At 44.5% G+C, this 25,300-nt stretch carries 26 protein-coding genes; 24 read left to right on the forward strand and 2 right to left on the reverse strand.

Annotation, left to right across the window (positions count from 1 at the left end; translation table 11 throughout):
• Nucleotides 1-304: 304 nt before the first annotated feature.
• Nucleotides 305-1,231 (forward strand): CHC2 zinc finger domain-containing protein, encoded by a 927-nt coding sequence (locus WAE59_RS24890; protein WP_337858723.1) that lies wholly within the window; start codon nucleotides 305-307, stop codon nucleotides 1,229-1,231.
• Nucleotides 1,232-1,250: 19 nt separating this feature from the next.
• Here WAE59_RS24890 and WAE59_RS24895 read toward each other — a convergent pair whose 3' ends face one another.
• Entirely contained in the window at nucleotides 1,251-3,974 is a 2,724-nt protein-coding gene (locus WAE59_RS24895) for a DUF4365 domain-containing protein (RefSeq protein ID WP_337858724.1), read from the reverse strand.
• Nucleotides 3,975-4,244: 270 nt separating this feature from the next.
• On the opposite strand from WAE59_RS24895, the gene WAE59_RS24900 reads away from it, so the two are divergent.
• The 10 genes from WAE59_RS24900 to WAE59_RS24945 all read left to right on the forward strand — a co-directional run bounded on the left by WAE59_RS24900 (nucleotide 4,245) and on the right by WAE59_RS24945 (nucleotide 13,799).
• Entirely contained in the window at nucleotides 4,245-4,673 is a 429-nt protein-coding gene (locus tag WAE59_RS24900; protein ID WP_337858725.1) for a plasmid mobilization protein, read from the forward strand.
• Between the two features lie 218 nt (nucleotides 4,674-4,891).
• The gene (locus WAE59_RS24905; RefSeq protein WP_337858726.1) at nucleotides 4,892-6,097 is read left to right on the forward strand and encodes a relaxase/mobilization nuclease domain-containing protein; all 1,206 of its coding nucleotides are present in this window, start codon (nucleotides 4,892-4,894) and stop codon (nucleotides 6,095-6,097) included.
• Between the two features lie 40 nt (nucleotides 6,098-6,137).
• Complete coding sequence (locus WAE59_RS24910) at nucleotides 6,138-6,806, forward strand: ParA family protein (RefSeq protein WP_337858727.1); 669 nt, start codon at nucleotides 6,138-6,140, stop codon at nucleotides 6,804-6,806.
• Nucleotides 6,799-7,155, forward strand: a complete 357-nt coding sequence (locus WAE59_RS24915) for a hypothetical protein (protein ID WP_337858728.1) — start codon at nucleotides 6,799-6,801, stop codon at nucleotides 7,153-7,155. Before WAE59_RS24910 ends, WAE59_RS24915 begins: the two co-directional genes overlap by 8 nt.
• A complete protein-coding gene (locus WAE59_RS24920) occupies nucleotides 7,152-7,454 on the forward strand; it encodes a hypothetical protein (RefSeq protein WP_337858729.1) in 303 nt (100 codons plus the stop codon). Before WAE59_RS24915 ends, WAE59_RS24920 begins: the two co-directional genes overlap by 4 nt.
• 77 nt (nucleotides 7,455-7,531) lie before the next feature.
• Nucleotides 7,532-10,288 carry a P-loop NTPase fold protein gene (locus WAE59_RS24925; protein ID WP_337858730.1) on the forward strand — a complete coding sequence of 919 codons (2,757 nt, stop codon included), beginning with the start codon at nucleotides 7,532-7,534 and terminating at the stop codon, nucleotides 10,286-10,288.
• Nucleotides 10,289-10,367: 79 nt separating this feature from the next.
• A complete protein-coding gene (locus WAE59_RS24930; protein ID WP_337858731.1) occupies nucleotides 10,368-10,673 on the forward strand; it encodes a DUF4134 family protein in 306 nt (101 codons plus the stop codon).
• A gap of 65 nt (nucleotides 10,674-10,738) precedes the next feature.
• Entirely contained in the window at nucleotides 10,739-11,041 is a 303-nt protein-coding gene (locus WAE59_RS24935) for a DUF4134 domain-containing protein (protein WP_337858732.1), read from the forward strand.
• The gene (locus WAE59_RS24940) at nucleotides 11,042-11,347 is read left to right on the forward strand and encodes a plasmid transfer protein (protein ID WP_337858733.1); all 306 of its coding nucleotides are present in this window, start codon (nucleotides 11,042-11,044) and stop codon (nucleotides 11,345-11,347) included.
• Entirely contained in the window at nucleotides 11,340-13,799 is a 2,460-nt protein-coding gene (locus WAE59_RS24945) for a TraG family conjugative transposon ATPase (protein WP_337858734.1), read from the forward strand. The genes WAE59_RS24940 and WAE59_RS24945 overlap by 8 nt, the downstream gene beginning before the upstream one ends.
• Before the next feature lie 6 nt (nucleotides 13,800-13,805).
• Here WAE59_RS24945 and WAE59_RS24950 read toward each other — a convergent pair whose 3' ends face one another.
• Nucleotides 13,806-14,246 carry an energy transducer TonB gene (locus WAE59_RS24950; RefSeq protein WP_337858735.1) on the reverse strand — a complete coding sequence of 147 codons (441 nt, stop codon included), beginning with the start codon at nucleotides 14,244-14,246 and terminating at the stop codon, nucleotides 13,806-13,808.
• Nucleotides 14,247-14,308: 62 nt separating this feature from the next.
• Here WAE59_RS24950 and WAE59_RS24955 point away from each other — a divergent pair, with 62 nt between their 5' ends.
• The 13 genes from WAE59_RS24955 (at nucleotide 14,309) to WAE59_RS25015 (ending at nucleotide 25,293) form a co-directional block, all read left to right on the forward strand.
• Nucleotides 14,309-14,983, forward strand: a complete 675-nt coding sequence (locus tag WAE59_RS24955) for a hypothetical protein (protein ID WP_337858736.1) — start codon at nucleotides 14,309-14,311, stop codon at nucleotides 14,981-14,983.
• The gene (locus WAE59_RS24960) at nucleotides 14,980-15,657 is read left to right on the forward strand and encodes a hypothetical protein (RefSeq protein ID WP_337858737.1); all 678 of its coding nucleotides are present in this window, start codon (nucleotides 14,980-14,982) and stop codon (nucleotides 15,655-15,657) included. The genes WAE59_RS24955 and WAE59_RS24960 overlap by 4 nt, the downstream gene beginning before the upstream one ends.
• Before the next feature lie 45 nt (nucleotides 15,658-15,702).
• Nucleotides 15,703-16,371 (forward strand): hypothetical protein, encoded by a 669-nt coding sequence (locus tag WAE59_RS24965; RefSeq protein WP_337858738.1) that lies wholly within the window; start codon nucleotides 15,703-15,705, stop codon nucleotides 16,369-16,371.
• A gap of 33 nt (nucleotides 16,372-16,404) precedes the next feature.
• Nucleotides 16,405-17,184, forward strand: coding sequence for a hypothetical protein (locus WAE59_RS24970; RefSeq protein WP_337858739.1), 780 nt, complete (start codon nucleotides 16,405-16,407; stop codon nucleotides 17,182-17,184).
• Between the two features lie 43 nt (nucleotides 17,185-17,227).
• Nucleotides 17,228-17,437: a DUF2683 family protein gene (locus WAE59_RS24975; protein ID WP_337858740.1), complete on the forward strand. Its 210-nt coding sequence runs from the start codon at nucleotides 17,228-17,230 to the stop codon at nucleotides 17,435-17,437.
• A 4-nt stretch (nucleotides 17,438-17,441) separates the two neighbouring features.
• Nucleotides 17,442-17,729: a type II toxin-antitoxin system RelE/ParE family toxin gene (locus WAE59_RS24980; RefSeq protein ID WP_337858741.1), complete on the forward strand. Its 288-nt coding sequence runs from the start codon at nucleotides 17,442-17,444 to the stop codon at nucleotides 17,727-17,729.
• Between the two features lie 87 nt (nucleotides 17,730-17,816).
• Nucleotides 17,817-18,962, forward strand: coding sequence for a plasmid transfer protein (locus WAE59_RS24985; protein WP_337858742.1), 1,146 nt, complete (start codon nucleotides 17,817-17,819; stop codon nucleotides 18,960-18,962).
• A 37-nt stretch (nucleotides 18,963-18,999) separates the two neighbouring features.
• Nucleotides 19,000-19,614, forward strand: a complete 615-nt coding sequence (gene traK / locus WAE59_RS24990) for a conjugative transposon protein TraK (RefSeq protein ID WP_337858743.1) — start codon at nucleotides 19,000-19,002, stop codon at nucleotides 19,612-19,614.
• Nucleotides 19,592-20,026: a hypothetical protein gene (locus WAE59_RS24995; protein WP_337858744.1), complete on the forward strand. Its 435-nt coding sequence runs from the start codon at nucleotides 19,592-19,594 to the stop codon at nucleotides 20,024-20,026. Before traK ends, WAE59_RS24995 begins: the two co-directional genes overlap by 23 nt.
• On the forward strand, nucleotides 20,023-21,261 hold the full coding sequence (locus WAE59_RS25000; protein ID WP_337858745.1) for a conjugative transposon protein TraM: 1,239 nt from the start codon (nucleotides 20,023-20,025) through the stop codon (nucleotides 21,259-21,261). The genes WAE59_RS24995 and WAE59_RS25000 overlap by 4 nt, the downstream gene beginning before the upstream one ends.
• Nucleotides 21,262-21,278: 17 nt before the next feature.
• Nucleotides 21,279-22,094 (forward strand): DUF4138 domain-containing protein, encoded by an 816-nt coding sequence (locus WAE59_RS25005; protein WP_337858746.1) that lies wholly within the window; start codon nucleotides 21,279-21,281, stop codon nucleotides 22,092-22,094.
• Between the two features lie 112 nt (nucleotides 22,095-22,206).
• Nucleotides 22,207-24,180: a type IV secretory system conjugative DNA transfer family protein gene (locus WAE59_RS25010; RefSeq protein ID WP_337858747.1), complete on the forward strand. Its 1,974-nt coding sequence runs from the start codon at nucleotides 22,207-22,209 to the stop codon at nucleotides 24,178-24,180.
• A gap of 3 nt (nucleotides 24,181-24,183) precedes the next feature.
• A complete protein-coding gene (locus tag WAE59_RS25015) occupies nucleotides 24,184-25,293 on the forward strand; it encodes an ArdC family protein (RefSeq protein ID WP_337858748.1) in 1,110 nt (369 codons plus the stop codon).
• The last annotated feature ends 7 nt before the right edge of the window (nucleotides 25,294-25,300 follow it).

Here is a 25,300-nt window from a genome sequence, read left to right on the forward strand (position 1 = left end):
GATTCTGCTGTCCGGTATTTCCACTCCGCTGTCCGGTAATTCGGCTTAATCAGTGATTTTGTTTATTTCATAGGCTCATTGCTGTCCGATGGTTTGATCTTATTGTCCGGTGGTTCGACTGCTGGTTACACAATCGGGCATCAGCTCATTTGCTGTCTGGTGGTTCGGCTTCGGTATCGGGGATTTTATGCCATTGGACCCTGTTGGCTGTCCGACATTTCGATCAATATAATAGTTAAATAATTTAAATAAAATAGCAGCGATCGCTTTCAGCTTCCGCTGTCAAAAAAAGAATCAAAGACTTATGGATTTAATTGCTAAAAGAGCACGGGAGATCAAGGATACGGTCTCCATGATCGATTTTTTAAGCCGGCTGGGTTTTCAGCCTGCCAGTAAACCCTCCAGGGAAACAAAGTACATCAGCCCCTTGCGCGATTCTGACAAGGATGCTTCCTTTTCGGTGAATGATGCCAAAGGCTTTTGGCGGGATTACGGCACCGGGCAAGGGGGCAATATCATTGACTTTGCGATGTTGTATTGGAAAGGACTTAGGTTTACGGAGGCACTGGACAAAATCACCGAAGTCTGCAACCTGAATATTGACGCAGGAAACGTACGCCCTGAAGGACGCAAACGCATCCGGCCTGCTATCCTGATCCCAAATTATAAAGTCGAAGAGGTCAGGCCGTACGGCGCTAACCCGGCGATCAACAGTTACCTCAGCACACGGGGTGTACTGAAGGCGGCGGAAGGCAGGATTTCCGAAGTGTATTATTACGTGAAGGATGATAAAGGTCTCCGAAAAGATTACTTCGCTTCCGGATGGCAGAATGAACTTGGCGGATGGGAAGTGCGCAACAAGTATTTTAAAGGATGCCTGGGGAAGAAAGGGCTGACTTTTATCCCTCGTGATCCCAAGCAGCTTGTGGTCTTCGAGGGCTATATGAATTACCTGAGCTGGGTAAATGATAACCGGCTTTCAGATAAAAGTGTGCTGGTGCTCAATTCGCTGGCGCTTTTGGAATCTGGAATTAAGAAAGCCTCCGGCTTTTCCGATATTGATCTGTACATGGATCACGATAAAGCTGGTATATCTGCAACGGTTGTGTGGAAGAAGGCTTTGCCCTATTCTGTAGATAAATCTGCTGTCTATACAGGTTATAACGATTACAACGAGAAAACAATGGCGGAACTGAAAGAAGCGAAATTGCACACTTCAATTGCAAGGTAATTGCAGCAGGATGTCTTGGCTAATCATTTTTATGCGGAGGATTATAAATATCAAAATATAACCTCTCTACACGAGGATCACGATTCAACCTTAAGTAGTCTTCCAGATTTGAGCGAAGAGTCGGATGCTTTCTGAATTCTTTGAAATAATATTTAGTTGGATAAATTCCGACCCATGCAGGATTAAACTTGCTGTAGTCAAATGCTGAAATATTTATCAACCAGTCATAATATTCGCCGAAACCATGATAATTTCGGCTACTAAGGTCTTCAACCGATAAATTATATTTAAAGCATAGATTCATTAGGCCATCCAATAAAGAAAATTCGTTAACCTGAGGCCCGTAAAAATCATTTCTAAAATTAAACTTCGAAGTGTCTGGATAACTCTTTACAAGAAACTGTTCCATAAACTCAGATTTTTTAAACGGCAGCATTCCGGTAATTGCAGAATAGTAAAAATCGTAGGCATCAAAATCAATCTTTAGTGCCTCTCCAATACTTTCGCTGATTTTCGCTTTAAAAGTACCATCTGAGATCTCATAAAAAGCAGCGAGCGTACTGAAATCACGTTGCTCATCTCGACCAACGGCATAGTTTATCATTCTATCTTCTTCCTCACTGGACAATATAAGATTGTGCTTACGAGATTTCAATTCATCTGCAAGACCCCGAAGCCTTGACTGTAAATGAAAATCATTGAAGGAAATAAAGAAGGTGATCAATTCCTTCAAGAGATCAGTGTTAATCTGCTTTCTTTTTCTTGAGAAAAAAGCATTTACCTGCTCGTAGGCATCTAGCGAAGGTAAGTCGGCAGCGCCATAACAGGCTATGATCGCCCTGCTTACCTGATCAACTTCTTGGTTATCCATCTCAATGATTGCGGCCAGGCAAAGGCTATTGCAGAATAGGTCATCATAACGATTTCTCCAAGTTATTCCCTCCTCTGGTGAATAGGTTTGATAAGCGGACTTTACCAAATGATGATTTTTCAATAAGTTCAAAACTAATATTGAAAGCTTGTGATCGTCATCAAGGCGGACTGACTTTAAATAATACTTATCGAAATACTGCCAGGTACTCTTGTGATTTCCATCAAAAAGCAACATATTCAGATGGTAACTATTTAGTTTGTTAATGACATGACTATTTGTTTTCTGAAGGGCAAGAGCAGCAAAAATACTCTCTGTAAAGGACTGAGATAAAAGGCTGTATTCAACATTGCGGTCGTAAATGATAAAGTTTTTGCTAATGAATGAACTTAATTGGGCGTAACTGTTTAATACTTGGTCATAGTTGTGGGTCACAAAATTACTTCCCCTGAGAAAAGCCTGGTAATCGGCCCTGAGCTTATTTGTTCCTTCTTGTATTTCAAATACACCGTCAGTATAAAACCTAGTTTCCTTAATATAGCTGAATAAGTTGCTGTGATGGCTTCTTTTAGGAGCCGTGTAAACTTCTTTATCTAAATTAATACTCAAAAGCTTAGTAGCCAGTTGAACGTTATCTTGATTAAAATAGGTGTTTTTTATAAATCTCCCTAGCCTTAGTAAGTTAAACTGAGCGATTAGGCGTAAAGTCTTTTTCTTTTGTTTACTGGCCAGTATCGATATTCTCTGAAAGCCCTCCGCGGCCTTTAAAAAGTTGCCTAATTCATAATGCATATAGGCCAATTTCATCTGTTCTGGTAAGCTTATTGCATCGGTACACTCTGCAGCTTGGATTGCTCCCAGTATGTCCAGCCGGTGGTACTTGCAGACTACACAATCACATGTTGATTGAGCGAAAAGACTTATTGTAACCTGTTTCCTAGTTTTGTTGGAGATTAAATAGTAAATATGATTTTGACTGAGTTGTTTTAATATTTCCTCCGCCTTTCGCTCGTAATCGACAACCCCATTTATGAAAGAAGGATCTGTAAATTGTATTGTTCCGTCTTCTTTAATTTTGAATGAGCTGAACATATTAATCAGCTGTTCATTGTCTACATACAATTTAAATTGGTGGTAATAGGGCCTATAATTCTCCGACGTTTTAAAAGGATAATGCTGAGTCAATAGTTGAATAGGAATATATTGCAGTTCTTCATACAGATAGTCCATGAGGCTATATAACTGATCTAAAAGAGGAAGATTTTTATCAACTTCAAACTCTTCTACCCCAGTCAATGTCTTTGAAACGGTTTCTATGGTTCTATGATATTGCATATTTTTTGATGTCACAGCATCACGGACGAACTTCATGAAAGTTTCAGGTCCCAGTATATTATCTGAGTCAATGTAAACTTGCAGGCTATCATGATTGTCGGCTTCAGACTCAATCATTCTGTCTTCAAGGGAATCATCCAATTGGATCGCATACCAATAAACCAGTTCAGATTTGATGTCGACAAGGACAAAAAGCAACGGCCATGGTATTTCGTCTTGATAGTATCGTATATGCCTATGGCTCAACTGAAACGAAATGTAACCTTTGTTTTCAGTTATCTTCAAGGGGACGACGCCCTCGTCGGTAGCTTTCACTTGAAGCTTAAACATATCAATAGTCTGGTCACCAGCTTTATTGACCAGTTCAATTTGGAAGTCCACTCCTCGGTCTAACTGATGTTCTTCCGATGTCTTATTGATCTTAATATCAGAAAATTCTTTTCGAATTTTTCTAAAAACGTTGTCGAGGATGATGTTTCCCTCACCTTGAATCTCAGTGCTATCACTGGTTTTTGCTGTGGCCTTACGCGATCCCATGTTTTTAAATGCTAAATACCGAATGTACAGTTTTACACGGAGGAAATGATATGGAACCATTCAGGTGACCAAACGGATCGGTAATCAACTTGCGATTGAAAATTCGCTAAGTCTAAATTGAATAACCTTGACACTTCTTTGATTTAATCCCTGCAAGAAGTCTTTTTGTCCGACAATATTCCTTCGGAACATCTTCGACCAAAAAGTTTCTTGCCTTCATCGCCTTCGGCAGATTCAGGAGTTAAGCCATCTCGCAACTCGATGTCTTTTATGAAGCAGAAAGAAAGAAAGCCTAGTGGCCGGAAATTGGCGGGAAGGCCGGTGTTGGAGTCTGGTAAGCGGACTCGAAAGATTGATGTCCGCTTTACTGAAGAAGAATACCAACTGATCCAGGATATGGAAAAAACGCTGGACATAAAAAAGACCGATATCGTACGAATGCGGGTGCTTGGATCAGCTTCGAGCCAGCTGTTGAATGCAAAGGAGTTAATTGCAGCGCTGGATAGCGTTGGCGGAGAGCTTGGCAAAAGCGGAAGCAATATTAACCAGCTTGCCCGGTACGCAAATGTTCTACAAAACCGAGGCATGCTTTCAGTGCAGGTGTTGGAACAGTTCAATTTACTTTTTGAGAAATACCTTTCCAATCAGCAATTGCTGGAACTGACCTTACGCAAGATCATGCGCGCATTGATCAGGTGAATTTGTTCATTCTTCATGCAGTTCAATGGTTCATCAGTTATCGGATTCATTTGCGCTAAGCGAACTGTGTAGCTTGTTACTGGGATGCCTGGTTCATCTGATCAATTGTTGGTATGTTCATAAGATTGTTAATATCTGGTGAACTAGCTCTGTCGATCATTGGTTCCTATTGATCTTCCGCTATCCAGCTCAATTGTTCATCCTTTCATTAGTTCATCATGATTGTAAAGTTTCTTTCTAAATCGGCTTCCTTCAAAGGTGTCAGCTACAATACCCGGAAGATAGACAGGAATAAGGGTGAGCTCATGAAGGTCTCGGGATTCGGGCCGCTTCAAGCCATGAATGGCTTAAGGCCTAAAGACTACATCAATTACCTGAAGGCAGTTTCGGCGCAGAACACTCGGGTGAAACTACCGCAGCTTCATGTGGCGATCTCGACTAAAGGGCGTTCACACTCAGGCGAGCAATTGACTGAGATTGCTGAGCAATGGCTTAAGGAGATGGGCTATGGCGATCAGCCATACCTGATCATTTTTCATAAAGATACCCACAATAACCACGTACATGTGGTTTCAACCCGCGTCGATAAACAGGGTAAAAAGATCAGTAGTGCTTACGAAAAGCTTCGAGCAATGACTGCTTTGTACCGAGTGTTGAAATTGGATGAGGCAGAGCAGGCGAAAGCTGACCTTGCTGTTGCTTTGAGTTATAATTTTAGCACTAAAGCCCAGTTCATGCTTTTGCTTGAAGCTAAGGGTTATGCGGTCCGGGAGTCTACAGGCAAATTCCAATTGGTCCGATCGGCTAAAGTGGTTCATGAGTTTGATGCAGCTTTAGTTGCTGATCAAATGAAGTCGTATGTTTTTCCTGAGTTGCGCCAAAAGCAGATGAGCGCTGTCTTTCACCGTTATGCATGTTTGTATGATACGACTTTGGTCCCGGATTTGGTTTCGTTGCCCGGAGGGCTAAAGAAAACAAGTTCGGATTATCATTCAGACCTCTCGGTTTACCTGAAGGCATCCTTTGGATGGGAACTGATCTTTCATGGGAAGCAGGGAAAGCCGGCCTACGGTTATACGATCATTGACCATGAGCAAAAGCAGGTCTTCAAAGGTAAACAGGTGATGGACCTCAAGGAACTGTTAGCTTTTAGAACGCAGGTGAATCCGGATCAGTTGCCTCTGGGATCGGATGCGATCCCGGAAAGGTTTGCGGCTGCCGGAGCTCAGAATAGTCCGATTCCTGAAAATGATACTGGTGCTGCATCTCATATCTCCATTGAATGGAAGCCGGATGCTTTTGCTGATCATCATCCTGGGTTTTCCACGCCAATTGACATTTCAATTTCCGATGACATAGACGATGAGGCGACACACGGGCGGAATCGTCAGCGCAAGAGACAGGCGCGTACCAATACCCGCTGAATTATAATTGTTCATTGTTTACTTATTATACAATTTTTTTATGGTCATTATTATCGGCAACCAAAAGGGTGGCGCTGGAAAAAGCACGCTGACCCTACTGCTGGCCAACTACCTGACTAGGGTCAGGCAATCCAAAGTTACTGTCATTGATATGGATTACCAACAGTCTATCTCCCAAAAATTCCAGAAGGCGAAACTGCTGGAGAATGAAGAAGCTTACCAGGTGATGGCCGCGAGTCTCGAGCAATACCCGGCAATGGAAAGGGTATTAAGTGAAAATCCCAAAGATGTTGTACTGGTAGATCTTCCGGGTAAGCTTGACGATGATGGACTGATCCTGGTCTTTCGCTCTGCTGACCTGGTGCTTTGCCCCTTTTGTTACGATGAGCTCAGTTACGATTCAACAGTGCTGTTTTCATTAGTTTTAAGAAACATCAATCCTGAGGTAGAGATTACGTTTATTCCGAACCGGATTAAAGCGAATGTGCGTTATGAAACGAAGATGGAGATCGATGCGCAGCTCAGTCATTTTGGTACGGTCATCTCGGCTTTACCTGATAGGGTACATTTTCAGCGGGTAACTACCTTCCGGACACCGGAGGAAATCCTCGATCTGGTGAACGGGGTGTTTACTGAGTTTTACAACAACAGCCTGGCGTTTCTTTTGGACGGATTGACTGAAGAAGAGCTGGAGGATGAACATGACTGAAATGAAATCCCTGGCGGATAAGCTCAGGGCAAGTGTTGCTGAGCCGGCTATTGTGAAACCAGCTGCATCTGGAAAAAGTACCAGGAAAAAGTCCGGTCCAGGTCCTGATCTCAGTAAACATGCTGCTCCGGAGATTCTGCAAAAAATTCTGGACTATGATACTTCCTCACATAAAACAATGGTGCATGCCCGCTTCGATGCGAAAACGGCAAAAATGCTGGGGCATTTCAAAATGGCTACTGGTGTAGAACATACGCGGATCGCTGCCTTTGCGGTGAAGTATCTTTTTGATGCCCATCCTGAACTAAAAACATTGATAAAAAATTATATTGAAAATTTAGAATTATGAGCTTTTTGACTTTTACAGCCGCCCTGTGTGGCATTTATCTACTTTATTATTCAGTGATGATCGGAATTGACCTGATGGGTGAAGCTCAGACTTTGGGCACTGCTTCAAAAACGCTGGTGATTGAGGGCTTGGAAAGACCTGAAAAAGTCAGCCTTACCGATGTCGGCTTTAATAAGCTTGTCAAATCGGATTTAGTCTCAGCTGCTGCTGCTGTGGGTTTGGGGGGTGTTTCATTGAAAGAGGTGTTCGAATTGTCCCGGGCGAAGGCTTTGGAATATACTCGTCCGGTAAGTTTTTAAAGATTTGCCCATGATTGATCCCCTCTAATTGGTGAAGGATTAATTAACTTTGTCCAATCTAAATAAATAACGCCAATATGAGTTTGATAATTGATAAGGAGATAGACCTAAGTAAAGAGGATTTATTGGACACCAAAGTTTACGCAGCCACGCTGAAAAAGTTAATTCTTACTTCCCCAAAAAACGAACCTCTAACCATAGGACTTTTTGGACCATGGGGCTCTGGAAAATCATCAATAATCAGAACGCTTAAAAATGAAATCGGTGTTGATCTTTCAAATATTTCCGAAGATAAAAATCCTAAAAAAAAGAATAGTCAAATTTCAATCGATAACAAAGTTGGTTTTGTAATCTACGATGCCTGGAAATACGCTAATGATTCCTTTCGTAGAACTTTTCTGTTAACGCTTATGGAGTCCCTTCAATTGAAAGAAACAACTGAAATGAATAACTTCTATGCTAGCAACAGCGAAGAGGTTGATATAAAATTCAAATTCAATATACCTTTTATAATACTTGTTCTGGCTGTATTCATAGCTATTATTTATAATTTCTTTGGACAACCGTCCCAAACTTTAGAAAAGTGGACATGGGCAGCTATCGCCAGCTTTTTGAGCTACACGACTGCAGTGTTATCTAAAACATTTATAGAATTGAAAAAATCCGTTCAACATCCAATAATTTCAGCACCTGAGCTTTTTGAACGATGTTTTAATAATTTGATAAAATCTGCTTTGTCGTCTAAAATCGTCAAATCAGGATGCTGTTTAACAACGGTTAATGCACCGAAATTTGATAAGATCGTGATTGTCCTGGATAATATTGATCGCTGCTCCAAAGAATCTGCTTATGAACTCCTTACAAATACTAAAAATTTCATTGAATCTAACTATTCTGTAATATTTCTGCTTCCAGTAGATGATGAAGCGCTAAAAAGACACCTATTTAAATCAGAAGGGGAAATTTCAGGGGATCAAGCGGAAGAATTTCTAAGGAAATATTTCAATGTCGTTGTACGCATGAAAAATTTCAGGAACACAGAGATTTTTGACTTTGCTAATCAGATCAATGAAAAATATACTTTGAATTTGAAAAAGGACACAGTTAACATAATTGCTCGGGAATATGCAAAAAACCCGAGAAGGATCATCCAGTTTTTCAACAACTTAAGTATAGAACTCAAGATGATGAACTTAAAACATGGAGCTGATTTTTGTATACCTAATGAAGCCGCAATTTGTAAGCTATTGATAATAAGAGAACAATGGCCTAACGAATACAGAAAAATATGTGATGATCCAAAAGCTTTTTTAGATAACAGTGTTAACATTTATCATAAGATGCGCAAAACGCAGGATAGACAAACTATTGCGGCAGAAAGTTTCGAATCGTTTCTGAACATGACATATGTCAGTACTAGGAACCTGGCGGTGATTGATCTCCAAAAAATTCTAATGAATTCTAACAACTACGAAACCTTGCCGGACGAGTTGGCTGATGTAATCGCCGAAGGTGATTCAACGAAGATAGAGATAATGTTATCTAAAAGTGGATTCTCAAAAGATAGAGCATTAAACCACCTCTTATTTAGACTTCAAGGTGCGCTTGGTGATGAATTGTACAATACTGATGTTTCTGAAACGATGAATCAAATAATGGGCTTTTTACTTGCAGAACCTGAGTCTGACTTCAGCTATTTTATTCGTCTTGAAGCAACTATTGATGGTCAAATTAGCACACTAATTCCCTCAACAAAGTATTTTGAGCGCCTTATTATTTTCAACAAATTATTCGTGAGCAAAGGGTTAATATCTATAAAATCGGGTATAAAGGCTCATTTGAAATATTTCAGTCCCAAAGCAGATGACAAATTCAAAGAGTCCGATTTTGAACTTTACCATCAATATCTCAGCGCTGCAGATGATGACGACACAAGAGAGGCTTCTGGATTTTTCCCAATTTTCTTAAAAAACAGACCCTGGGACAAACGGATACTTGAGGACTTAAGGACGGATCAATTCGATATACTATATAACGCGTTTACGATAGACCAAGTCTTCTTTGATGGAGAAACACCTGTTTGGTTAGACCAGAACTTTGATCACTGGATGGAGCTCCTTGACAAATTAAAAGACCAGGTTAGTTTTGTAAAACAACTTTTAGGGAGAGCAGGTTCAAGTCTAGAAGTCTATCATGAGGGAACGGACCGTTTTGTTAGCAAATTTAGAGGAATATTGATGACAATTAAGGTTAGCGGTATTGATCCATGGGGATTAGAGCAATTAGAAAACATCAATAGGCATATTTTCATTTTGGAGCCTGGAAAGTCGGACCTTTTCATGACAGCGCCAACTGAAAGCCGGCCTGAAATATTTAAGTATTTGCTTGAGACCTTTAGGCTAACAAAAGGAAGCCCTTCGAGTATAGAATACATCATGAGATTTTTTAAACTCGAGCTCTTGCCTCCATATGCGGACTCCCTTGCTCACTTTGTCTATAAGAACAAATTCGATCTAGATTTCAGTCCACTTAAGGAGTTAGTGATCTCTGTCCCCTTTGTTGATGATGGAATTCATCATTTGCAGATGCAAATGCTGTACTTGGAGGTAGATAGAGAGCCCATCTTCAGCGATAAAGAAATTGTTGCTGTACTCAATGAATTAGTAGGCAATATTACCAACTACGAGGATTATGCTAAATACCTTAAAGACCACGCTACAACGGAGCGAGGCAAAGCTCTGTTTTCTGATATTGTGCGAAATACCAGCAAAAAATCAATGCCTGCAGCAATCGAGAATATTCTAAAAGGGGTTAGTTCGCAAGAGAACGAATAGATTACAAATCTTCTCATTGCTCAAATCCCAGTAACATCCGGTGGTATTAAATTTTTCAATATTCAATTTTAGGCTACTGATGCAAAAAAATATCTTACTATTTTGGGCGGTCGTGATTTTGCTGGGAATGGTAAATCAAATTTATGCCCAGCCTGGGATCTCCGAGTTCCAGCAGGTCAATTCTGACTTGAAACGCTCTTTCTTCTCGGCATCTGATGCGACCTTTATACTGGCTGCAATCTTTGGGATCTGCGGTGCCCTACGGATCTACTACAATATGCAGATGGGTAAGAATAAATTTACGGCTGATGTTTCGGCCTGGTTCCTCGCCGCACTGTTCATGATACTGATGGGGCCGTTTTTGCGTGCCCTTTTTGGTCTGTAAAGCGCCAGGTCTGGCCTTTGCACCCGGCTGCTGTAGCAGCCTTTTGGTTACCTATTATTCATTACATGTCTTACAAAAAAAAGCTGGTGCTGGCACTGTTAATTGCCATCACCCAAACGGCTGCTTTTGCACAAAGTGGCGTCAACGGTTTAAATACCGCAACAACTACCCTTAAAACTTATGTTGGCCCGGTGACCAACACGACCCTGGTGATCGGGGGCATCGTTGGCTTGGTCGGTGGCCTGCGGGTCTATTCCAAATGGAACAGCGGCGACCAGGACATCAACAAGGAACTCATGGGATGGGGAGGTTCCTGCCTCTTCCTGGTGCTGTCCTCGCTGATCGTGAAAGCCTTCTTCGGTCTGTAAATGCAGCGGAGCTTTAATGTATACAAGGGGCTGGAACGGCCGCTTGTATACAGGGGCTTCCAGGGGAAGTTCATTTACTGGGGAATTAGCTCGGTACTGGCCGGACTTTTGGTTGGGGCCTTGACGATGGCGATCTTCAGTATGCTGCTGGGAGTTTTGCTGCTTGCTGCCTGCATCGGTGGTGGATTGATGTACACGCTCTCCATGCAGAAGCAGGGTCTGCACAATAAGCGCCGGTCATCCGGATCGGTTTTTATCCACCAGAGCCGTATCGTTCCGGGCTTTAAAGCAGTTTGCCATGTCTAAGCATCAGGTGTTCAAATTACCTTACATTGGTATTGACCGGTATGGGGAAATGGATTTACTCTACGGGCTGAATGGCGAGTTTTCTGTCATCATCAGGATGACGAATCCCGTTCTGCAGTACAGCGGTTCTTCCGAGGCGTACCATGAGTTTCATAGCATGTTGAGTAATGTAATCGCCATTCTGGGGAGTGGTTATTTAATCCAAAAGCAGGACATCATTTCCAGGTCTCCTTACACTGGCAGCTCGTCAAACGATTACCTGCAGGAAAAATACAACCGGCATTTTGAAGGCCGGGACGCCTTGAAGATTGTTACTTACCTGACCATCACCAGGCCGGTCCTTAAATCATCACGCAATGCCTTCAACCCGGCAGTGTTGCGGGATTTCAGCCAGTCTATCGGCAAAGTGCTGGGTGTTCTGGATGGTTCGGCTTGCCAACCTGCTTTATTGAAAGCTTCTGAGATGAACGAGCTGCTGATGCGGATGCTGAGTATGAACTTTAGTTCCACTCATTTGAGCCTGGAGAATTTCTCTCCCGAGGATACCCAGCTGAATATGGGCTCGCAGGCGGTCCGCAGCATTTCACTGGTCGATGTCGATCAGATCGAACTTCCTTCCGCTTTGGAAACGCATACCGTGCTTTCAGAAAATGATACGGTACGGGGATTCCCGATAGACTTGTTCGCCTTTTTGATTAAGGTTCCGGATTTCAACTGCATCGTGTACAACCAGCTGATCCAGGTTCCGGATCAGCCTTCTACCCTGCGTAAGCTTACCGTGAAACGTAAGCGCCATTCCGGAATACCCGATCCTGCGAACAACCTATGCGTGCAGGACATTGACCTGCTGCTGGACGATGTGGCCAGGGATGGATTACTGCTGGTGAATGCGCATTTCAATATCCTGGTTTGTGCAGAACAGTCCAAACTACAGGCTGCCTGTAACATCGTGGAAAGCGGGCTGTTCCAACTGGGGATCACGCCGGGCAAAAATGCCTATAACCAACTGGAACTGTTCCGCACGGCACTGCCGGGAAATGGTGTGGAGCTTAAAGATTACGACTGGTTCCTGAGCAGTAGTGATGCTGCGATTTGTTTGCTATACAAGGAATCATTCTCCGTAGATGATCCCTCAGATTTTCTAATCAGGTTTACCGACCGTCAGGGAATTCCCATTGGCGTTGATCTTTCAGACCTGCCCATGAGTACAGGAAGGATGAGTAACCGCTCCCGCTTCGTGCTGGGCGGTTCAGGAACGGGCAAATCTTTTTTCATGAACTCGGTTCTGGAGCAGTACATGCTGTATAACATGGATGTGGTGATTGTGGATACGGGTAACTCCTACTCGGGATTATGTGACTATTTTGGCGGCAGGTACATTACCTATACCGAGCAGCAGCCGATTACCATGAATCCCTTTGCGATGTCAGAAGCAGAGTTCAACATTGAGAAGAAAGACTTCCTGGTCACACTGGTAAGTCTGCTTTGGAAAGGCGCTGAAGGTGTTTGCTCAGGTATCGAATATGATGTGATCGCCCAGGTCGTATCCGCTTATTATGCGGTCTATTTCCTCAGGGACTTGTCTGATGAGTTTTCAATTGCAGAATTGAGTTTTAACTCTTTCTTTGAGTTTGCTTTAGTCCGCATTCCGCAGATCAAGACTGAAGAACAGATCCATTTTGACCTCGAGGAGTTTCGGTTCAGGCTCAAGAAGTTTTACAGAGGGGGCGAATATGAAAGTATCCTGAATGAAAATGCGGATGAGTCTTTGTTCTCCGCTCCCTTCATCGTTTTTGAAATCGACAACATCAAAGAGTCAAAAATTCTGTTTCCTATTGTTACGCTGACGATTATGGATGTTTTTCTCCAAAAGATGCGGCACCGTAAAGACCGGAGAAAAACCTTGGTCGTTGAAGAAGCCTGGAAAGCGATAGCGTCTCCCCTGATGGCTTCATATCTCGTCTACTTGTACAAAACAGTTCGCAAATTTTGGGGTGAGGTCATCGTGGTCACGCAGGAGCTTTCCGATATTCTAGGGAACCCGGTGGTGAAGGATACGATTGTCTCAAATTCAGGTACGATCTGTCTTTTGGACCAAAGCAATTTCAAGGACAACTATGATGAGATTGCCAGGCTTCTCTCTATATCGGATACTGAACGCAGGAAGATCTTTACAGTCAATAAACTGGACAACAAATCCGGTCGGGGACGCTTCAAGGAGGTATATATCCGGAGAGGTACGGTAGGAGAAGTGTATGGCGTAGAAGTTTCGATCTATCAGTATTTGTGCTACACAACAGAGAAGCCGGAGAAATCAGCAATTGAAATGTATGTTAACAAATTCGGAGATTATCCGAAAGGACTGGATGCATTTGTCTCGGATTTCAAGGACAGTGGTCTGCCCTTGTCCAGGTTTGTTTCCGCTGTAAATTCAGGTTCCGGATTCAGTTAAAACCGTTTATTCATACTTGAATTCGAATGGCTGGTAAACCCTGCACCTGACCGGCTCCCCGTCGCGTGTTCCGGGCTCGTATTTAACTGTCAGCTTTAAAATCCTGACCAGTTCGTTTTTCATGGTTTCCGGCCCGGTTCCTTTAACAGTGTATCCGGAGACGCTGCCATCTTTTTCAACGAGGCTGGCGACCTCCACTTTTGTATGGATCTTGTTCTTTTTGAATACTGCTGAGGCAGCGAACTCTTTGTTCATGATCTTGTACTGAACCTCCCAGCCAGGGATTGGTTGAGGCAGCTGAAGATCATGCCCATTGGATGGCGTCTTGTCATCATAGATAGTCGTATCATTAGCCAGCGTTTCCTTCGAGGTACTTTGGGCTTTGCTGATCTGATGGATGCCATTGAGGCTGAGGGTGAGGAAGGTGAGTAGCAGAATTCTGTGCATGGGTTCAGTGTTTGGCTAAAGTTAAACGAACGAACCCATTTTTTTAAATTAAATCTTTAGCTATGTATAAAAGAATTATGCTTTTCTGGCATTTGTTGTTTATGAGTCTGTTTTCGCAGGCACAGACCTTATATGTGGATCCTGCAACTTCGGCTGCGATGTATGCGCACAGTGCAACCATTGACAATCAACTGAACCGAACGAATAACAACCTGACGCTGATCCAGCGTGGGCAATTGGCGGTTTCAGGCCAGCTGGTGATCGTGAATGATTTGCAGGACAGGATTTACCGGGGGCTTTCAGAGGTCTCCGGTATTTTGCATGGCCTTTCCACGATTAAAGAGATCGCAGACATCGGGCTGGATATTGTGGATGATGTGCAGCAGACGGTAGTCATGGCAAGATCAAATCCAGTGTATTTACTTTTTGCCGAAGAGGGTGCCCGTGAGTTCAAGACCCGGGCTACCGCCCTGGCAATTGAAGTAAGCGGCTTCGTTTTGAAAGGCGGTAGTTCGGTTCTGATGGATGCGGCTGAGCGGGCAAAACTGCTGAACCACATCGCCTCGGAATTGCGAATCCTTCGCGGGATTGCCTATGGAATGCATCGGGCAATGTATTGGGCGAAAATGCAGGGGCTCTGGCGATCGCTGAATCCCTGGGACAACTGGATCAATATGGATGTGCGGATTGCTAACGATGTCATCCGGGAGGCGAAGTATTTAAAGAGATCACCATGAGAAAGTACCGTATTATTGTGATAGGCTCTGTGCTGTGGTTTGGGATGAAGTCCATGGATGGATTCTCCCAATCAAAATCCCTGAACATTTCCGGTCTGCATCAACTGGTGGCGGACTCCAAATCTGAATACGAGCTGCAAAATGAATCCCGCAACCGCCAGGCGGTGACTACGGGGAATGAGCAGGCAAATAAGACGATGTTGGCAAAACTGAAGTTTAAATACCGGCAGTTGCAGGAGCGTTACCATTCCCTGGGAACAATCCTGGATGTGGCCAATGTGGGGATGCAGGCTTCCCCGATGCTGTCCAGGATTATTCAGAACCAGGCTGGGATTTACGCTATAGCCCGGAAAAACCCTACATTTCTTTCCATCGCTTACCAGGCAGAACTGGAATTTGCTGAAAAAGGACGCTCGCTGTTTAATTTTCTGTCCGGGCTCTGTGCCTCCATTGGTCCGGTCAACCAGATGAAAGTTGCTGACCGGAATATCCTGTTTGACCACGTGCTGGTGGAACTCAGCAACTTGCAGGACATGTCTTTCAGCTTACTTTGCAACATGCAATACGCCCAGGGCATGGGGCTGGCGCGGTCCTTGAATCCTTTTCAAAATTACATCGACCAGGACAAAGAGATCATTAAGGACATCATGAGAAACGCCAGCTTTCTTAAATGAGCTCCTGCAATTCGCATCACAATTATTCATTTTTAAACGTTCTATATGCAAAATACCGCATTGCTTACCCTACTGCTCAGTGCTGGGCTGATGAACCTGGCAGATGCACAGCGCGTGGTCTACGACAAAAAACACTTCCAGACGGTAAATGAGAATGCAGTCGTCCGGCAAGCCGCTGAACTGAGCCATAACAGTTACCTGGAGAAGATCGACCAAAACCTAAACAACATCAACCTGAATGTTGCTTCGGTGGTGACTGCACAGACGATCATCTATGACGGTTTATCCAATGTGAACTCCGCATTGAAGAACGGCCTGGCGGTTCGGAATTTAGGGGTTATTATTGCAGACCTGGTGAATTACGCTAACCAAATGGCAGCAATGGCCAGGGCTGAACCTTACCTTTTGCTCTTTGCTGAGGATTTTGCAGGCCAGATGAAGGAACGATCGTTACGGCTGGTAAATGATGTATCCGGCTTTGTGCTCAAAGAAGGTAGTAATATCCTTATTGATTACAATGGACGCGATCAATTGATCCGGCAGATCACGCAGGAATTGCAGATCATATCTTCACTGGTTTATGGTGCCTGGAAAGCCATGTTCTGGGCGAAGCAGCGCGGGATCTTCCGTTCTGTCAATCCCTTCCAGGACTTTATCGTCCAGGACCGGCAGCATGTGGCTGATATCATCCGGGAGGCGAAATACCTCAAATAGTTTTTTCTTTCATTTCTAATTTCACAATTTATCATGAAAACATTTCTTTTCCTTCTTTTATGTTGTGTTGGCTTTAACCGGCCAGCCTTTTCTCAGAAATCCATTGTGGATGAAAGCATCCGCTACCAGCAGGAACGCATGGTACACAAGCAATGGGATCGCAAAAAATTCACGCCGACTTCTGGCTTTCTTAGCCTTAACCCCTATTATTGGTTGACCTGGGGCCTACACCCCAATTATCCCGACACAGATCGAAGGCCGCTCAGTGCCTGGGGACCGCAGACTCAGCGCCTGGGTCTGGCCGGAGCAATGAGCTCAGCTTCGACTGCTTATAAGCTGGAATCCGACACTTTACGAAATACTTCGCTTATGGAGATCAACAACCAGTTGGCTGCGCTGAGCGCAACTGATCCGCTGTGGCTATTGTACTACAGCAAGGAACTTCGCCCGGTATTGGAGCACTCCCCGCAGAACATCCTGTCAGCCTTGCCTGCTGCTGTTCGTGGAAGGGTGATTGCAGAAGGCAGTTATTCCTGGTATGTTAACGAACTTGAGATGCTGAAAGAGCGGATCGATGGGGCCAGAACTGCAAACATGGACCGGGGATCGCGGATATTAGCGTACCACCGCTTCCTGATGGAATACAAAACGCTGTCATCAACTTGGGCGACCCGTACGGCAACAGCTTCGGCAAATATGAAAAACACCGCTGTTCAGTCACAGCTCAATGCTGGCCAGGTAACTTTGCCGGGCTGGTCTCCAGGTTCTGATGTGGATCTTGCCAAAGAGGTTGTTAGAAATAGAAAGTACTGATTGGATTTTTGTTATGCGGCGCGTTTTTTGTACATTTGTATACATGGAAAGTCTTGTAATACATACTGAAACTGCAGAACAGCTGAGAACAGTTAAGGCTGTCCTTAAAGCACTTAAAGTCCAGTTTGAACCTCAGGTTAAGACTGAGAAGTTACCTGCACATGTTCTAAAAGGAATTGATAAAAGCCTTGCTCAGTTTGAGGCCGGCAATTCGATTTCTTCAGAGGAGTTCGCCTCAAAACACCTAAAATAGTTTTATGTCGCTTCCAATCAGGTTTTCTCCGGAGTCCGAAGAAACTTTTGAAACGCTGGTGAGCCAGCTTTCTGAGCAGTGGGGTGAAGCATACGTCGCGAAGTTAAAAGCCAAAGTCTCAAGAGCGTTAAAAGCAATTGCGAAAAGTCCCTATCTATACGCGCTTGCTGATGAACAAAGGGAGATCAGAAAGTGTGTGCTCCACGGCAATTGTTCCATGTTTTACAAAGTAGGTGATACCTATATCATGGTTCTTTATTTTTGGGACAATAGACAAGATCCGCTTCTTTGACCCGTTTCACTGAATTAATTATTGTACCGGAAATCCTTCCGGTTTTTTTATGCCTGCCCGGCAGATTTTTTCATAATAACTTATTCTATGTATAAAATAACATTGACAGCAATACTGCTGCTTTCTGGTATCGGTTTGTCTGCTCAGACTACCAACCCGGATTATAAAAAGTCCCTGGAGTTCCTGCAGGGCAATGGTGTCTACGAAGAAGGTGTAATGGTCTTTCTCAAGGAAATGAAGGATTCCATCTGGACACATTTTGATTTGTTCATTACGGATGCCAAGGCATTGGCGGCAATTTTCATGATCATTTTCTTCGCCATCAAATCCTATGAGATGATGGCTGGTGATAAACAGCTGGAGGTGATGCCCCTGCTCCGGCCATTCGGTTTGACGATGGTAATACTCTGGTGGGGCACATTTGTCAAAGTCATCGCTTTCCCCACGGACTTGGTTGCGCTTAAGACAGAGGAGATGTTCATGTCTGAACAAAACAACATCAACAATTTGCGGCTCATCAGGGCAGACCTGATGGTTAAGACCGCCAATTCAATGTACTGGTTCCAGGCGCAGAGCGAGGTGGCGGAAAAAGAATCGGACACCTGGTATGGTAAGGCCTGGGATGCTGTGACGAGTACAGTAAAAGAGGGAATTTCCACTGTTGTTTCCCCCCTGATTGAGTTGAAGAACAGACTTGCCATTGGGATGCAGTTACTCTTGACCCAGCTACTGGAATTGCTTGGTTTGTGGATACTGCGGATTGCGGTGTACATTGTGTTTATCCTCCAAATTATTTATTCTTCAATCCTCATTATCCTGGGGCCTTTCGCGGTTGCGGCGAGTATCCTCCCGGCATTCCGGGACAGCTTTTCAACCTGGATCGCCAGGTTTGTTTCTGTTAATCTGTATTCCGGAATTGCATACCTGATCATGTATATTATGGGCTTGATGCAAAAATATGCGCTCAGTTCGGAGATTTCTAAGTATAAGGAGTTGGTCGGACCAGACGGTGCAGGCAGCATGGAGAAAATGCTCTGGTTTGCTTCCAACGGCATCCTATCCTTTGGAACCGTGATCATCGTGTTTTTTATTGGTGCGATCTGCATGTTCACCGTACCCAGCATCTCTACCTGGATCATTTCTACATCTGGCATTACGTCGGCTGCATCGAGCTTCGGCCGCGGATCGGTAACTGTATCCTCGGTCGTCAAGAAGGCTGGAAAGCTGTTGTAGTTTCCTGACGATTTATTTCATTTCTTAATCCCATTTTATGTTAATCAAAAGCATTGAGGGCAAGATCCGCCTGGCTACCACCGTGGCACTGGGCAGTCTCTTGCTCTGCGTTCTGGTCTGTGGTATGGTGGCTTTTTCTGCGTACAAGCAGGTAGCCCTCGCACGCCAGAGCGTTTACATCCTGGACAACAACGTCCCCATCCTTGCCCGGCAGACGGACATGCAAATGAACCGGCCTGCCGAATACAAAGCCCACGTCGACCTGTTTCATTCCATCTTCTTTTCACTCACCCCGGATGACAAGTACATCCAGTACCAGATGAAGAAAGCCATGTACCTGATCGATGAGTCCGGTATCTTACAACTCAATAATCTGAAAGAAAAGGGCTATTTCAATTCGGTGCTTTCTTCAAGTTCCGTGCTGACCCTGGAAACTGATTCGATCTTGCTCGATGTGCCTAAAAAGTACTTTCGGTTTCATGGTAAGCTGAAGATAGACCGCCGCAGTGCCACGCTGATTCGTTCTCTGGTGACCGAAGGACACCTGAAAGATATCCCCCGCAGCGAGAATAACCCGCATGGCCTGCTGATTACGGGCTGGAAAACCCTGGAAAACAAAGACCTCGAAAATGTTCAAAAAAATACACTCTAACCGGCCCCCGGGAGTTACGCTGCTATCGGAACTCAAAAAGGAATTTGCTCAACTTTCGACGTCTGTCTATGCTACACTGCTGATTTTTCTCCAGCGCAGGCCCAGGTTTGTGTTTGCCACTATGATCCTGCTCATGCTGTCTTCGATGGTCCTATCCTTTTATGTACTTAGGCCCGGTATAACAATTACCGCCGGGCAAAAGCCATCAGTGGTCAGACCTATTTCGGATGGTTTCGGCGAGATTGTCCGACAAGGCGATGCGCTGCGCCGGACCATTGCCATCAAACAGGAGATTGAGCAGATGCTGGCTAAGGATAGCCTGAGCGGCGCAGACAGTCTGCGCATGAGTTTGGCAATTGACGAGTTAAAGCGCCTCAGTGATTCTCAAAACTTAAATCCCAATCCCAAATGAAGATCAATTTTAAACAACCCAAGTACATCTTTCCGCTGATCGCATTGCCTTTCCTCTTCCTGTTCTTCTGGGTTTATACGCAAAGTTCATCAGCGGAAGAGCCGAACTTGAAAACACAGGAAGGTATGCAGGACCAGATTGGTAGCGCATCATCTGATGTGCAGAAAAAAGCTTTCGACGATAAGCTTCAGGCCTACACCGATCAATATAAAGAGGCTGATGGCATGACCGCTGTTAATCCCATTGATGATGCCGCTGAAGGTCCACCTGGTTCAGGTTCTTCCTATGACACTTTTGAAAACTCAGGATTGGATTCGATTGACCGCCGGATGAAATCACGTTTTTCCGGGACCGGGCTTCCTTATGCGGACGGACCATCTTTCGCTGCACTTGGTAACCGAAGAATGTCCGCCCAGGATCGTCAGTTAGCGGAGGCATTTTCAAGCCTGAACAGGCCTCAGCATCCTGGGTATGATTCCTACCCTGTATATCCTAAGCCTTTACTATCTCCGGATGCTGCTGCGCCTCCAGTTAAGGAGAAAGACCCAATGGAAATATTCAAATCGCAGATGGCTTACATGGACAGTGTGGCCAAGGCTTCTGATCCGGAATACAAGGAGGAAATGAAACGTCAGGCTGACCTGGCAAAAGCGGAGTCTTTGCGCAAAAGCCAGCCTAAATTAGCAGTAGTCAAAGAGCAGGAGTTCTCCGATGTATTCAATACGCTGCTGCCGGGTAAGAAGGAGTCATTCATCACGGCTGTCATTGATGAGAATGTGACTGCCTACGCTGGTTCACGGATCAGGTTACGTTTACTGGAGGATATTCGGGCCGGCAACCTCCAGGTTCGCAAAGGTACTTACCTGTACGCCCTGATCTCAGGATTTGGTGATCAGCGGGTAACATTAACTGTACAGTCCATATTGCAGGATGGGAAGATCCTGCCCGTGAAGCTGGATATCTATGATGCGGATGGGCTGCCCGGCTTATACGTTCCTGAATCTGCTTTCCGGGAGTTCACTAAGGATCTCGGTGGAAACTCCATGCAGGGCGTAAATTTGCAGGGCAGTTCCACGGGAAACCAGTTCCTGATGTCCGGCATTGACAAGGTATTCCAGTCCACATCCTCAGCCATCGCTTCGATGATCCGGAAGAACAAGGCCAAGGTCAAGTACAATTCCTATATCTATCTCATCGATCCTGAAGCGCTTCAAAACGCACAGAAAAATTATTAATCATTCATCCCCTGTTTATGAAACTCTTATTCTTAACGGTAGTTTTTATTTGTACTGCCCTATTTTCTTATACTCAACAATTGCCTGTTGTATTATTGCCGGGCTTATCTACTTTTCACTTTATTTCTCCCGAGCCGATCCAATATGTGGACATTTCAACGAAGGGTATTGTTGCTGACCTCCCCCTGAAAAATGTTTTGCGCATCAAACGTGTGCCAGATTCCCTGAAAAAGGGTGCTGATCTTAGTTCGGGTGCTGTAGTGACTATTGCCGGAGAAAAGTTTCTGGCTTCCTTTCGGGTCGCTTTCAGCGAGGAACTTCCAGGCAGGGAGTTTCTAACGCAGATCGAGATTCTTCCCGGACATATGCGCCCTTTAGAGCTATCAGGATTGTCATTATCGAAGAACCAACTGCGTAATCTGGCAGCTCAGATGTTGGCTAAAAAGAAGCAAAAAAATATAGCGCATAGTCAAGCCTTTGACATTCGTGGCAACATCAATCATTTGTCTACCATGGGTGATTATGTATTTCTGGATATCGGATACACCAACTTTTCCAATCTGCGTTTTGACACTGATGAAATACGGTTTATGATTGAAGATGAAAAGATCAATAAGGCCTCTACGGTTCAATCTGTTGAGATCAAGCCGGAGTTTGTTCTGCTGAGCCATCCTGCTTTTAAGCGGAATTACCGGAACGTATTTGTATTTCGGAAATTCAGTTTCCCGGGTCATAAGCTGCTGAAGATCGAGCTTTCCGAAAAGCAGATTTCCGGAAGGGTAATCGAATTGAAGCTCAAATACAGGGATGTTTTGGAAGCGGATGTGTTGTAGGAAGAAATCCTTTAACTTCCAAGGCTCCTACCAAAATCAGACTAGCTCTGAAAACTGACCAATTCCTGCCTAGCGCGGATTAGATCTATCTGTTTCATTTAAGATCATAGTTATGGAAGAAACCCATGTACAGCAGAAGCTTCATGGCTTCCTGCAATGTGCCATTTACCTATCGGTAATCTTCGAGATCACCGTTTTGGTTTATACCAGAGCCCCTTTTCTGGGGCTTTTTTCATTTGTAGTGGAAAAGCTTTCGCTAATTCCGATCTATCAGCAAATGATATACAGCAAATTTTCCACCCTGACGCTAATTTGTTTGGTGAGTATCGGCACGCTGGCTAAAAAGAAAACCGATCTTGACCCGAAGCGGCACATTGTCATCCCACTTTGTCTCGGTTTCCTGCTTTTCTTCGGCAGCCTCTGGCTTTATGGACAGCCTTCTAAGTTTGTTTTTTCTTATACCACCTGGTTTGATCTCTGGTACATGCTTTCCTCGCTATCCGGATCCTTACTGCTGAGTATTTCACTGGATAACATCTCCAAGATTATCCGTTCCGGGCTGGGTAAGGACAAATGGAATGTGGAGCAGGAAAGTTTCATGCAGCCTGAAAAGCGGATCGATACGGATTGCTCGGTAAATATCCCGATGCAGTTTTATTTCAAAGGTAAAGTGCGGAATGGCTGGATCAATATGACGAACGTATATAAATCCTGCATGGTTGTTGGAGTTCCGGGATCAGGTAAGACCTGGTCCATCATCAACCCGGCAATCCGCCAGCTGATGGCCAAAGGTTTTACGATGGCTTTATATGACTTTAAATTCCCTGATCTGGGTAAGATCCTGTATTACCATTACCTGCTGGCAAGATCAGAGGGTAAGTTTTTGAATTATGGGTTTAATGTGATCAACCTCAATGAGGTCGAGAAAAGCCGCAGGATCAATGTCTTCAAAAAAGCTTACATCAATTCCCTCGCCGATGCCTCTGAGACTGCGGAAGGGCTGGTGGAAGCCATGAAGAAGGGCGACAAGAGTGGAGGAGCTGACCAGTTCTTTACCCAGTCGGCGATTAACTTCCTGGCGTCATGCATCTTCTTTTTCCGCAAGCATGAGGATGGCAAATTCTCCAGCTTTCCGCATGTACTGGCATTCATGAATCGCAGCTATGAGGAGATCTTCCGGACTTTGTTTTCTGAGCCGGAGTTAATGTCGCTGATGTCCCCTTTTCGCAGTGCTTTCGATTTGAAAGCTTTTGACCAGCTGGAGGGTCAGATCGGTACGCTGAAAGTATTTATCAGCAGGCTTGCCACCAAGGAGACCTTTTGGGTTTTCTCCGGGGATGATTTTAACCTGAAAATCTCCGATCCTGATGATCCGTCTGTCCTTATACTGGCTAATGATCCCAATACACAGAATATCAATTCAGCCTGTTATTCTGTCGTATTGAACAGGCTGACCCGGCTCATCAACAGCAAGGGGAATCTGCCATGCGCCATTGTAGTGGATGAGTGCCCGACTGTTTTCATCCACCGGGTGGAAAATCTGATCAGTACTGCCCGATCCATGAAGGTAGCTGTCCTTCTGGCATTGCAGGAATTGCCGATGCTTCGTCAGCAGTATGGTAAGGATACCGCAGCTGTGCTTACTTCTGTGGTGGGCAACATCCTTTCAGGCGCTGTCCGCCATAAAGAAACACTGGATTGGCTGGAACGACTGCTCGGTAAAAGCAAGCAGATCTCCGAGAACCTATCCATCGACCGCAATAGGACTTCTACTTCCCTGAATGAACGCATGGAGGTTTTGATCCCGGCCGGCAAGATCGCCTCGCTCAACACCGGCGAGATGGTCGGACTGATCGCTGCTGATCCTAAAGTCTATTATGACGGGAGCTTTGAGACCTCTGCGGTCAATTGCCGCATCAACCTAGATTTGAAGGAGATCAAGGCCGAGGAGAAGCAATACCGGGAGCTTCCCGTATTTTATGATTTCGGGGATAAGAAGGAGCAGATCCTGATTAATAACTTCTTAAAGATCAACGCAGAAGTCGAGCAGATCGTCAAAATATTCATGAACCCTAATCCATTTTAAGCGATGAAGAATTTTAAATCAATAGCTGAGCAGATCGGAAATAAGATCCTTGTCCAGCTCGAAAAGTACCTGAAGTCCCCTTCAGATGAACCTTTTGCTTTCCAGCCTTTGTCTACGCAGCCTGTAAATGCCTCGACCGGAAAGAATTATCAAGGACTGAATGCATTATGGCTTTCGATGCAAGGCCATGAAGACCCGCGTTGGGTAACGCAGCTTCAGGCCAGGAAGAACGGCTGGGAGATTGGCAAATCTGCCAGGCCGGTACTGATTACCTTCAGCAGTTACTCTGAACGAAAACCGCTAAAAAATGGGGAGGGAAAAAACCTCAGGGATGAAAATGGAAAGGTCAAATATGAGCGGATCACACGTCCGGAGCCTGTTACAGAAAAGGCATGGGTATTCAACGCCAGCCAGATTAATGGCATGCCTGCCCTGGTAGAATTTATGCGCAAACAACCCGAGCAAAACAAGATCAGTACTGAGCGAATCGAGAAGCTGCTATCCTACAGCGTAGGTCATGATGACCAGGACATTCGACTGAAAAGGCAAGGTTATCAGAGTAATGAACCGATGAATGCCCAGCCGGGCAGCGCCGGCTTCGCTGCTGAAAACCTGCGTGAACTGCTTTCCGCTATGCTATACTCCACCGAGCTGAAGACTCCGTATGGATTTGAAATAGACAAAGCAGATGCGAAGCACTTGATCTCTCATCTCAAAAATGCACCGAATGCGGTACAATCCGCAGCCGAGGAAGCCAGGAATATTATTGCTTACACCAAGAACCTTGAAACGCAAGGACTTCAAAAAGAATCAGAAATGAAACCCCTCCAAAAGCAGTCAGATTTCGCATTGTCTGATCAAATTTCCTATAAGGACAAAGTGTATGAAGTGACCCGTATCTATAAAAATGGCCGGGTAGAAGTCCAGGATCAATCATCTAAACAGAAGATCAAGATGGAAAAGACCGACGGCTTATATCGCAATCTGCTGGAATCAAAAGCACATCCTGCATTATCGGCCACTCTGAAAACTTCTGAGAGAAAAGCCGATACTGGCACACCAAGCACTCCTAACGAACAGCAACTCTCTTCCCTAACCAAAATCAAACGTTAACTTAAAA

The sequence above is a fragment of the Pedobacter sp. GR22-6 genome (assembly GCF_037402555.1).
Classification (GTDB): Bacteria; Bacteroidota; Bacteroidia; order Sphingobacteriales; family Sphingobacteriaceae; genus Pedobacter.

Coding starts and splice junctions, on each gene's coding strand:
- WAE59_RS24890 (WP_337858723.1), top strand. CDS start 305: ATGGATTTAATTGCTAAAAGAGCACGGGAGATCAAGGATACGGTCTCC.
- WAE59_RS24895 (WP_337858724.1), bottom strand. CDS start 3,974: ATGGGATCGCGTAAGGCCACAGCAAAAACCAGTGATAGCACTGAGATT.
- WAE59_RS24900 (WP_337858725.1), top strand. CDS start 4,245: ATGAAGCAGAAAGAAAGAAAGCCTAGTGGCCGGAAATTGGCGGGAAGG.
- WAE59_RS24905 (WP_337858726.1), top strand. CDS start 4,892: ATGATTGTAAAGTTTCTTTCTAAATCGGCTTCCTTCAAAGGTGTCAGC.
- WAE59_RS24910 (WP_337858727.1), top strand. CDS start 6,138: ATGGTCATTATTATCGGCAACCAAAAGGGTGGCGCTGGAAAAAGCACG.
- WAE59_RS24915 (WP_337858728.1), top strand. CDS start 6,799: ATGACTGAAATGAAATCCCTGGCGGATAAGCTCAGGGCAAGTGTTGCT.
- WAE59_RS24920 (WP_337858729.1), top strand. CDS start 7,152: ATGAGCTTTTTGACTTTTACAGCCGCCCTGTGTGGCATTTATCTACTT.
- WAE59_RS24925 (WP_337858730.1), top strand. CDS start 7,532: ATGAGTTTGATAATTGATAAGGAGATAGACCTAAGTAAAGAGGATTTA.
- WAE59_RS24930 (WP_337858731.1), top strand. CDS start 10,368: ATGCAAAAAAATATCTTACTATTTTGGGCGGTCGTGATTTTGCTGGGA.
- WAE59_RS24935 (WP_337858732.1), top strand. CDS start 10,739: ATGTCTTACAAAAAAAAGCTGGTGCTGGCACTGTTAATTGCCATCACC.
- WAE59_RS24940 (WP_337858733.1), top strand. CDS start 11,042: ATGCAGCGGAGCTTTAATGTATACAAGGGGCTGGAACGGCCGCTTGTA.
- WAE59_RS24945 (WP_337858734.1), top strand. CDS start 11,340: ATGTCTAAGCATCAGGTGTTCAAATTACCTTACATTGGTATTGACCGG.
- WAE59_RS24950 (WP_337858735.1), bottom strand. CDS start 14,246: ATGCACAGAATTCTGCTACTCACCTTCCTCACCCTCAGCCTCAATGGC.
- WAE59_RS24955 (WP_337858736.1), top strand. CDS start 14,309: ATGTATAAAAGAATTATGCTTTTCTGGCATTTGTTGTTTATGAGTCTG.
- WAE59_RS24960 (WP_337858737.1), top strand. CDS start 14,980: ATGAGAAAGTACCGTATTATTGTGATAGGCTCTGTGCTGTGGTTTGGG.
- WAE59_RS24965 (WP_337858738.1), top strand. CDS start 15,703: ATGCAAAATACCGCATTGCTTACCCTACTGCTCAGTGCTGGGCTGATG.
- WAE59_RS24970 (WP_337858739.1), top strand. CDS start 16,405: ATGAAAACATTTCTTTTCCTTCTTTTATGTTGTGTTGGCTTTAACCGG.
- WAE59_RS24975 (WP_337858740.1), top strand. CDS start 17,228: ATGGAAAGTCTTGTAATACATACTGAAACTGCAGAACAGCTGAGAACA.
- WAE59_RS24980 (WP_337858741.1), top strand. CDS start 17,442: ATGTCGCTTCCAATCAGGTTTTCTCCGGAGTCCGAAGAAACTTTTGAA.
- WAE59_RS24985 (WP_337858742.1), top strand. CDS start 17,817: ATGTATAAAATAACATTGACAGCAATACTGCTGCTTTCTGGTATCGGT.
- traK (WP_337858743.1), top strand. CDS start 19,000: ATGTTAATCAAAAGCATTGAGGGCAAGATCCGCCTGGCTACCACCGTG.
- WAE59_RS24995 (WP_337858744.1), top strand. CDS start 19,592: ATGTTCAAAAAAATACACTCTAACCGGCCCCCGGGAGTTACGCTGCTA.
- WAE59_RS25000 (WP_337858745.1), top strand. CDS start 20,023: ATGAAGATCAATTTTAAACAACCCAAGTACATCTTTCCGCTGATCGCA.
- WAE59_RS25005 (WP_337858746.1), top strand. CDS start 21,279: ATGAAACTCTTATTCTTAACGGTAGTTTTTATTTGTACTGCCCTATTT.
- WAE59_RS25010 (WP_337858747.1), top strand. CDS start 22,207: ATGGAAGAAACCCATGTACAGCAGAAGCTTCATGGCTTCCTGCAATGT.
- WAE59_RS25015 (WP_337858748.1), top strand. CDS start 24,184: ATGAAGAATTTTAAATCAATAGCTGAGCAGATCGGAAATAAGATCCTT.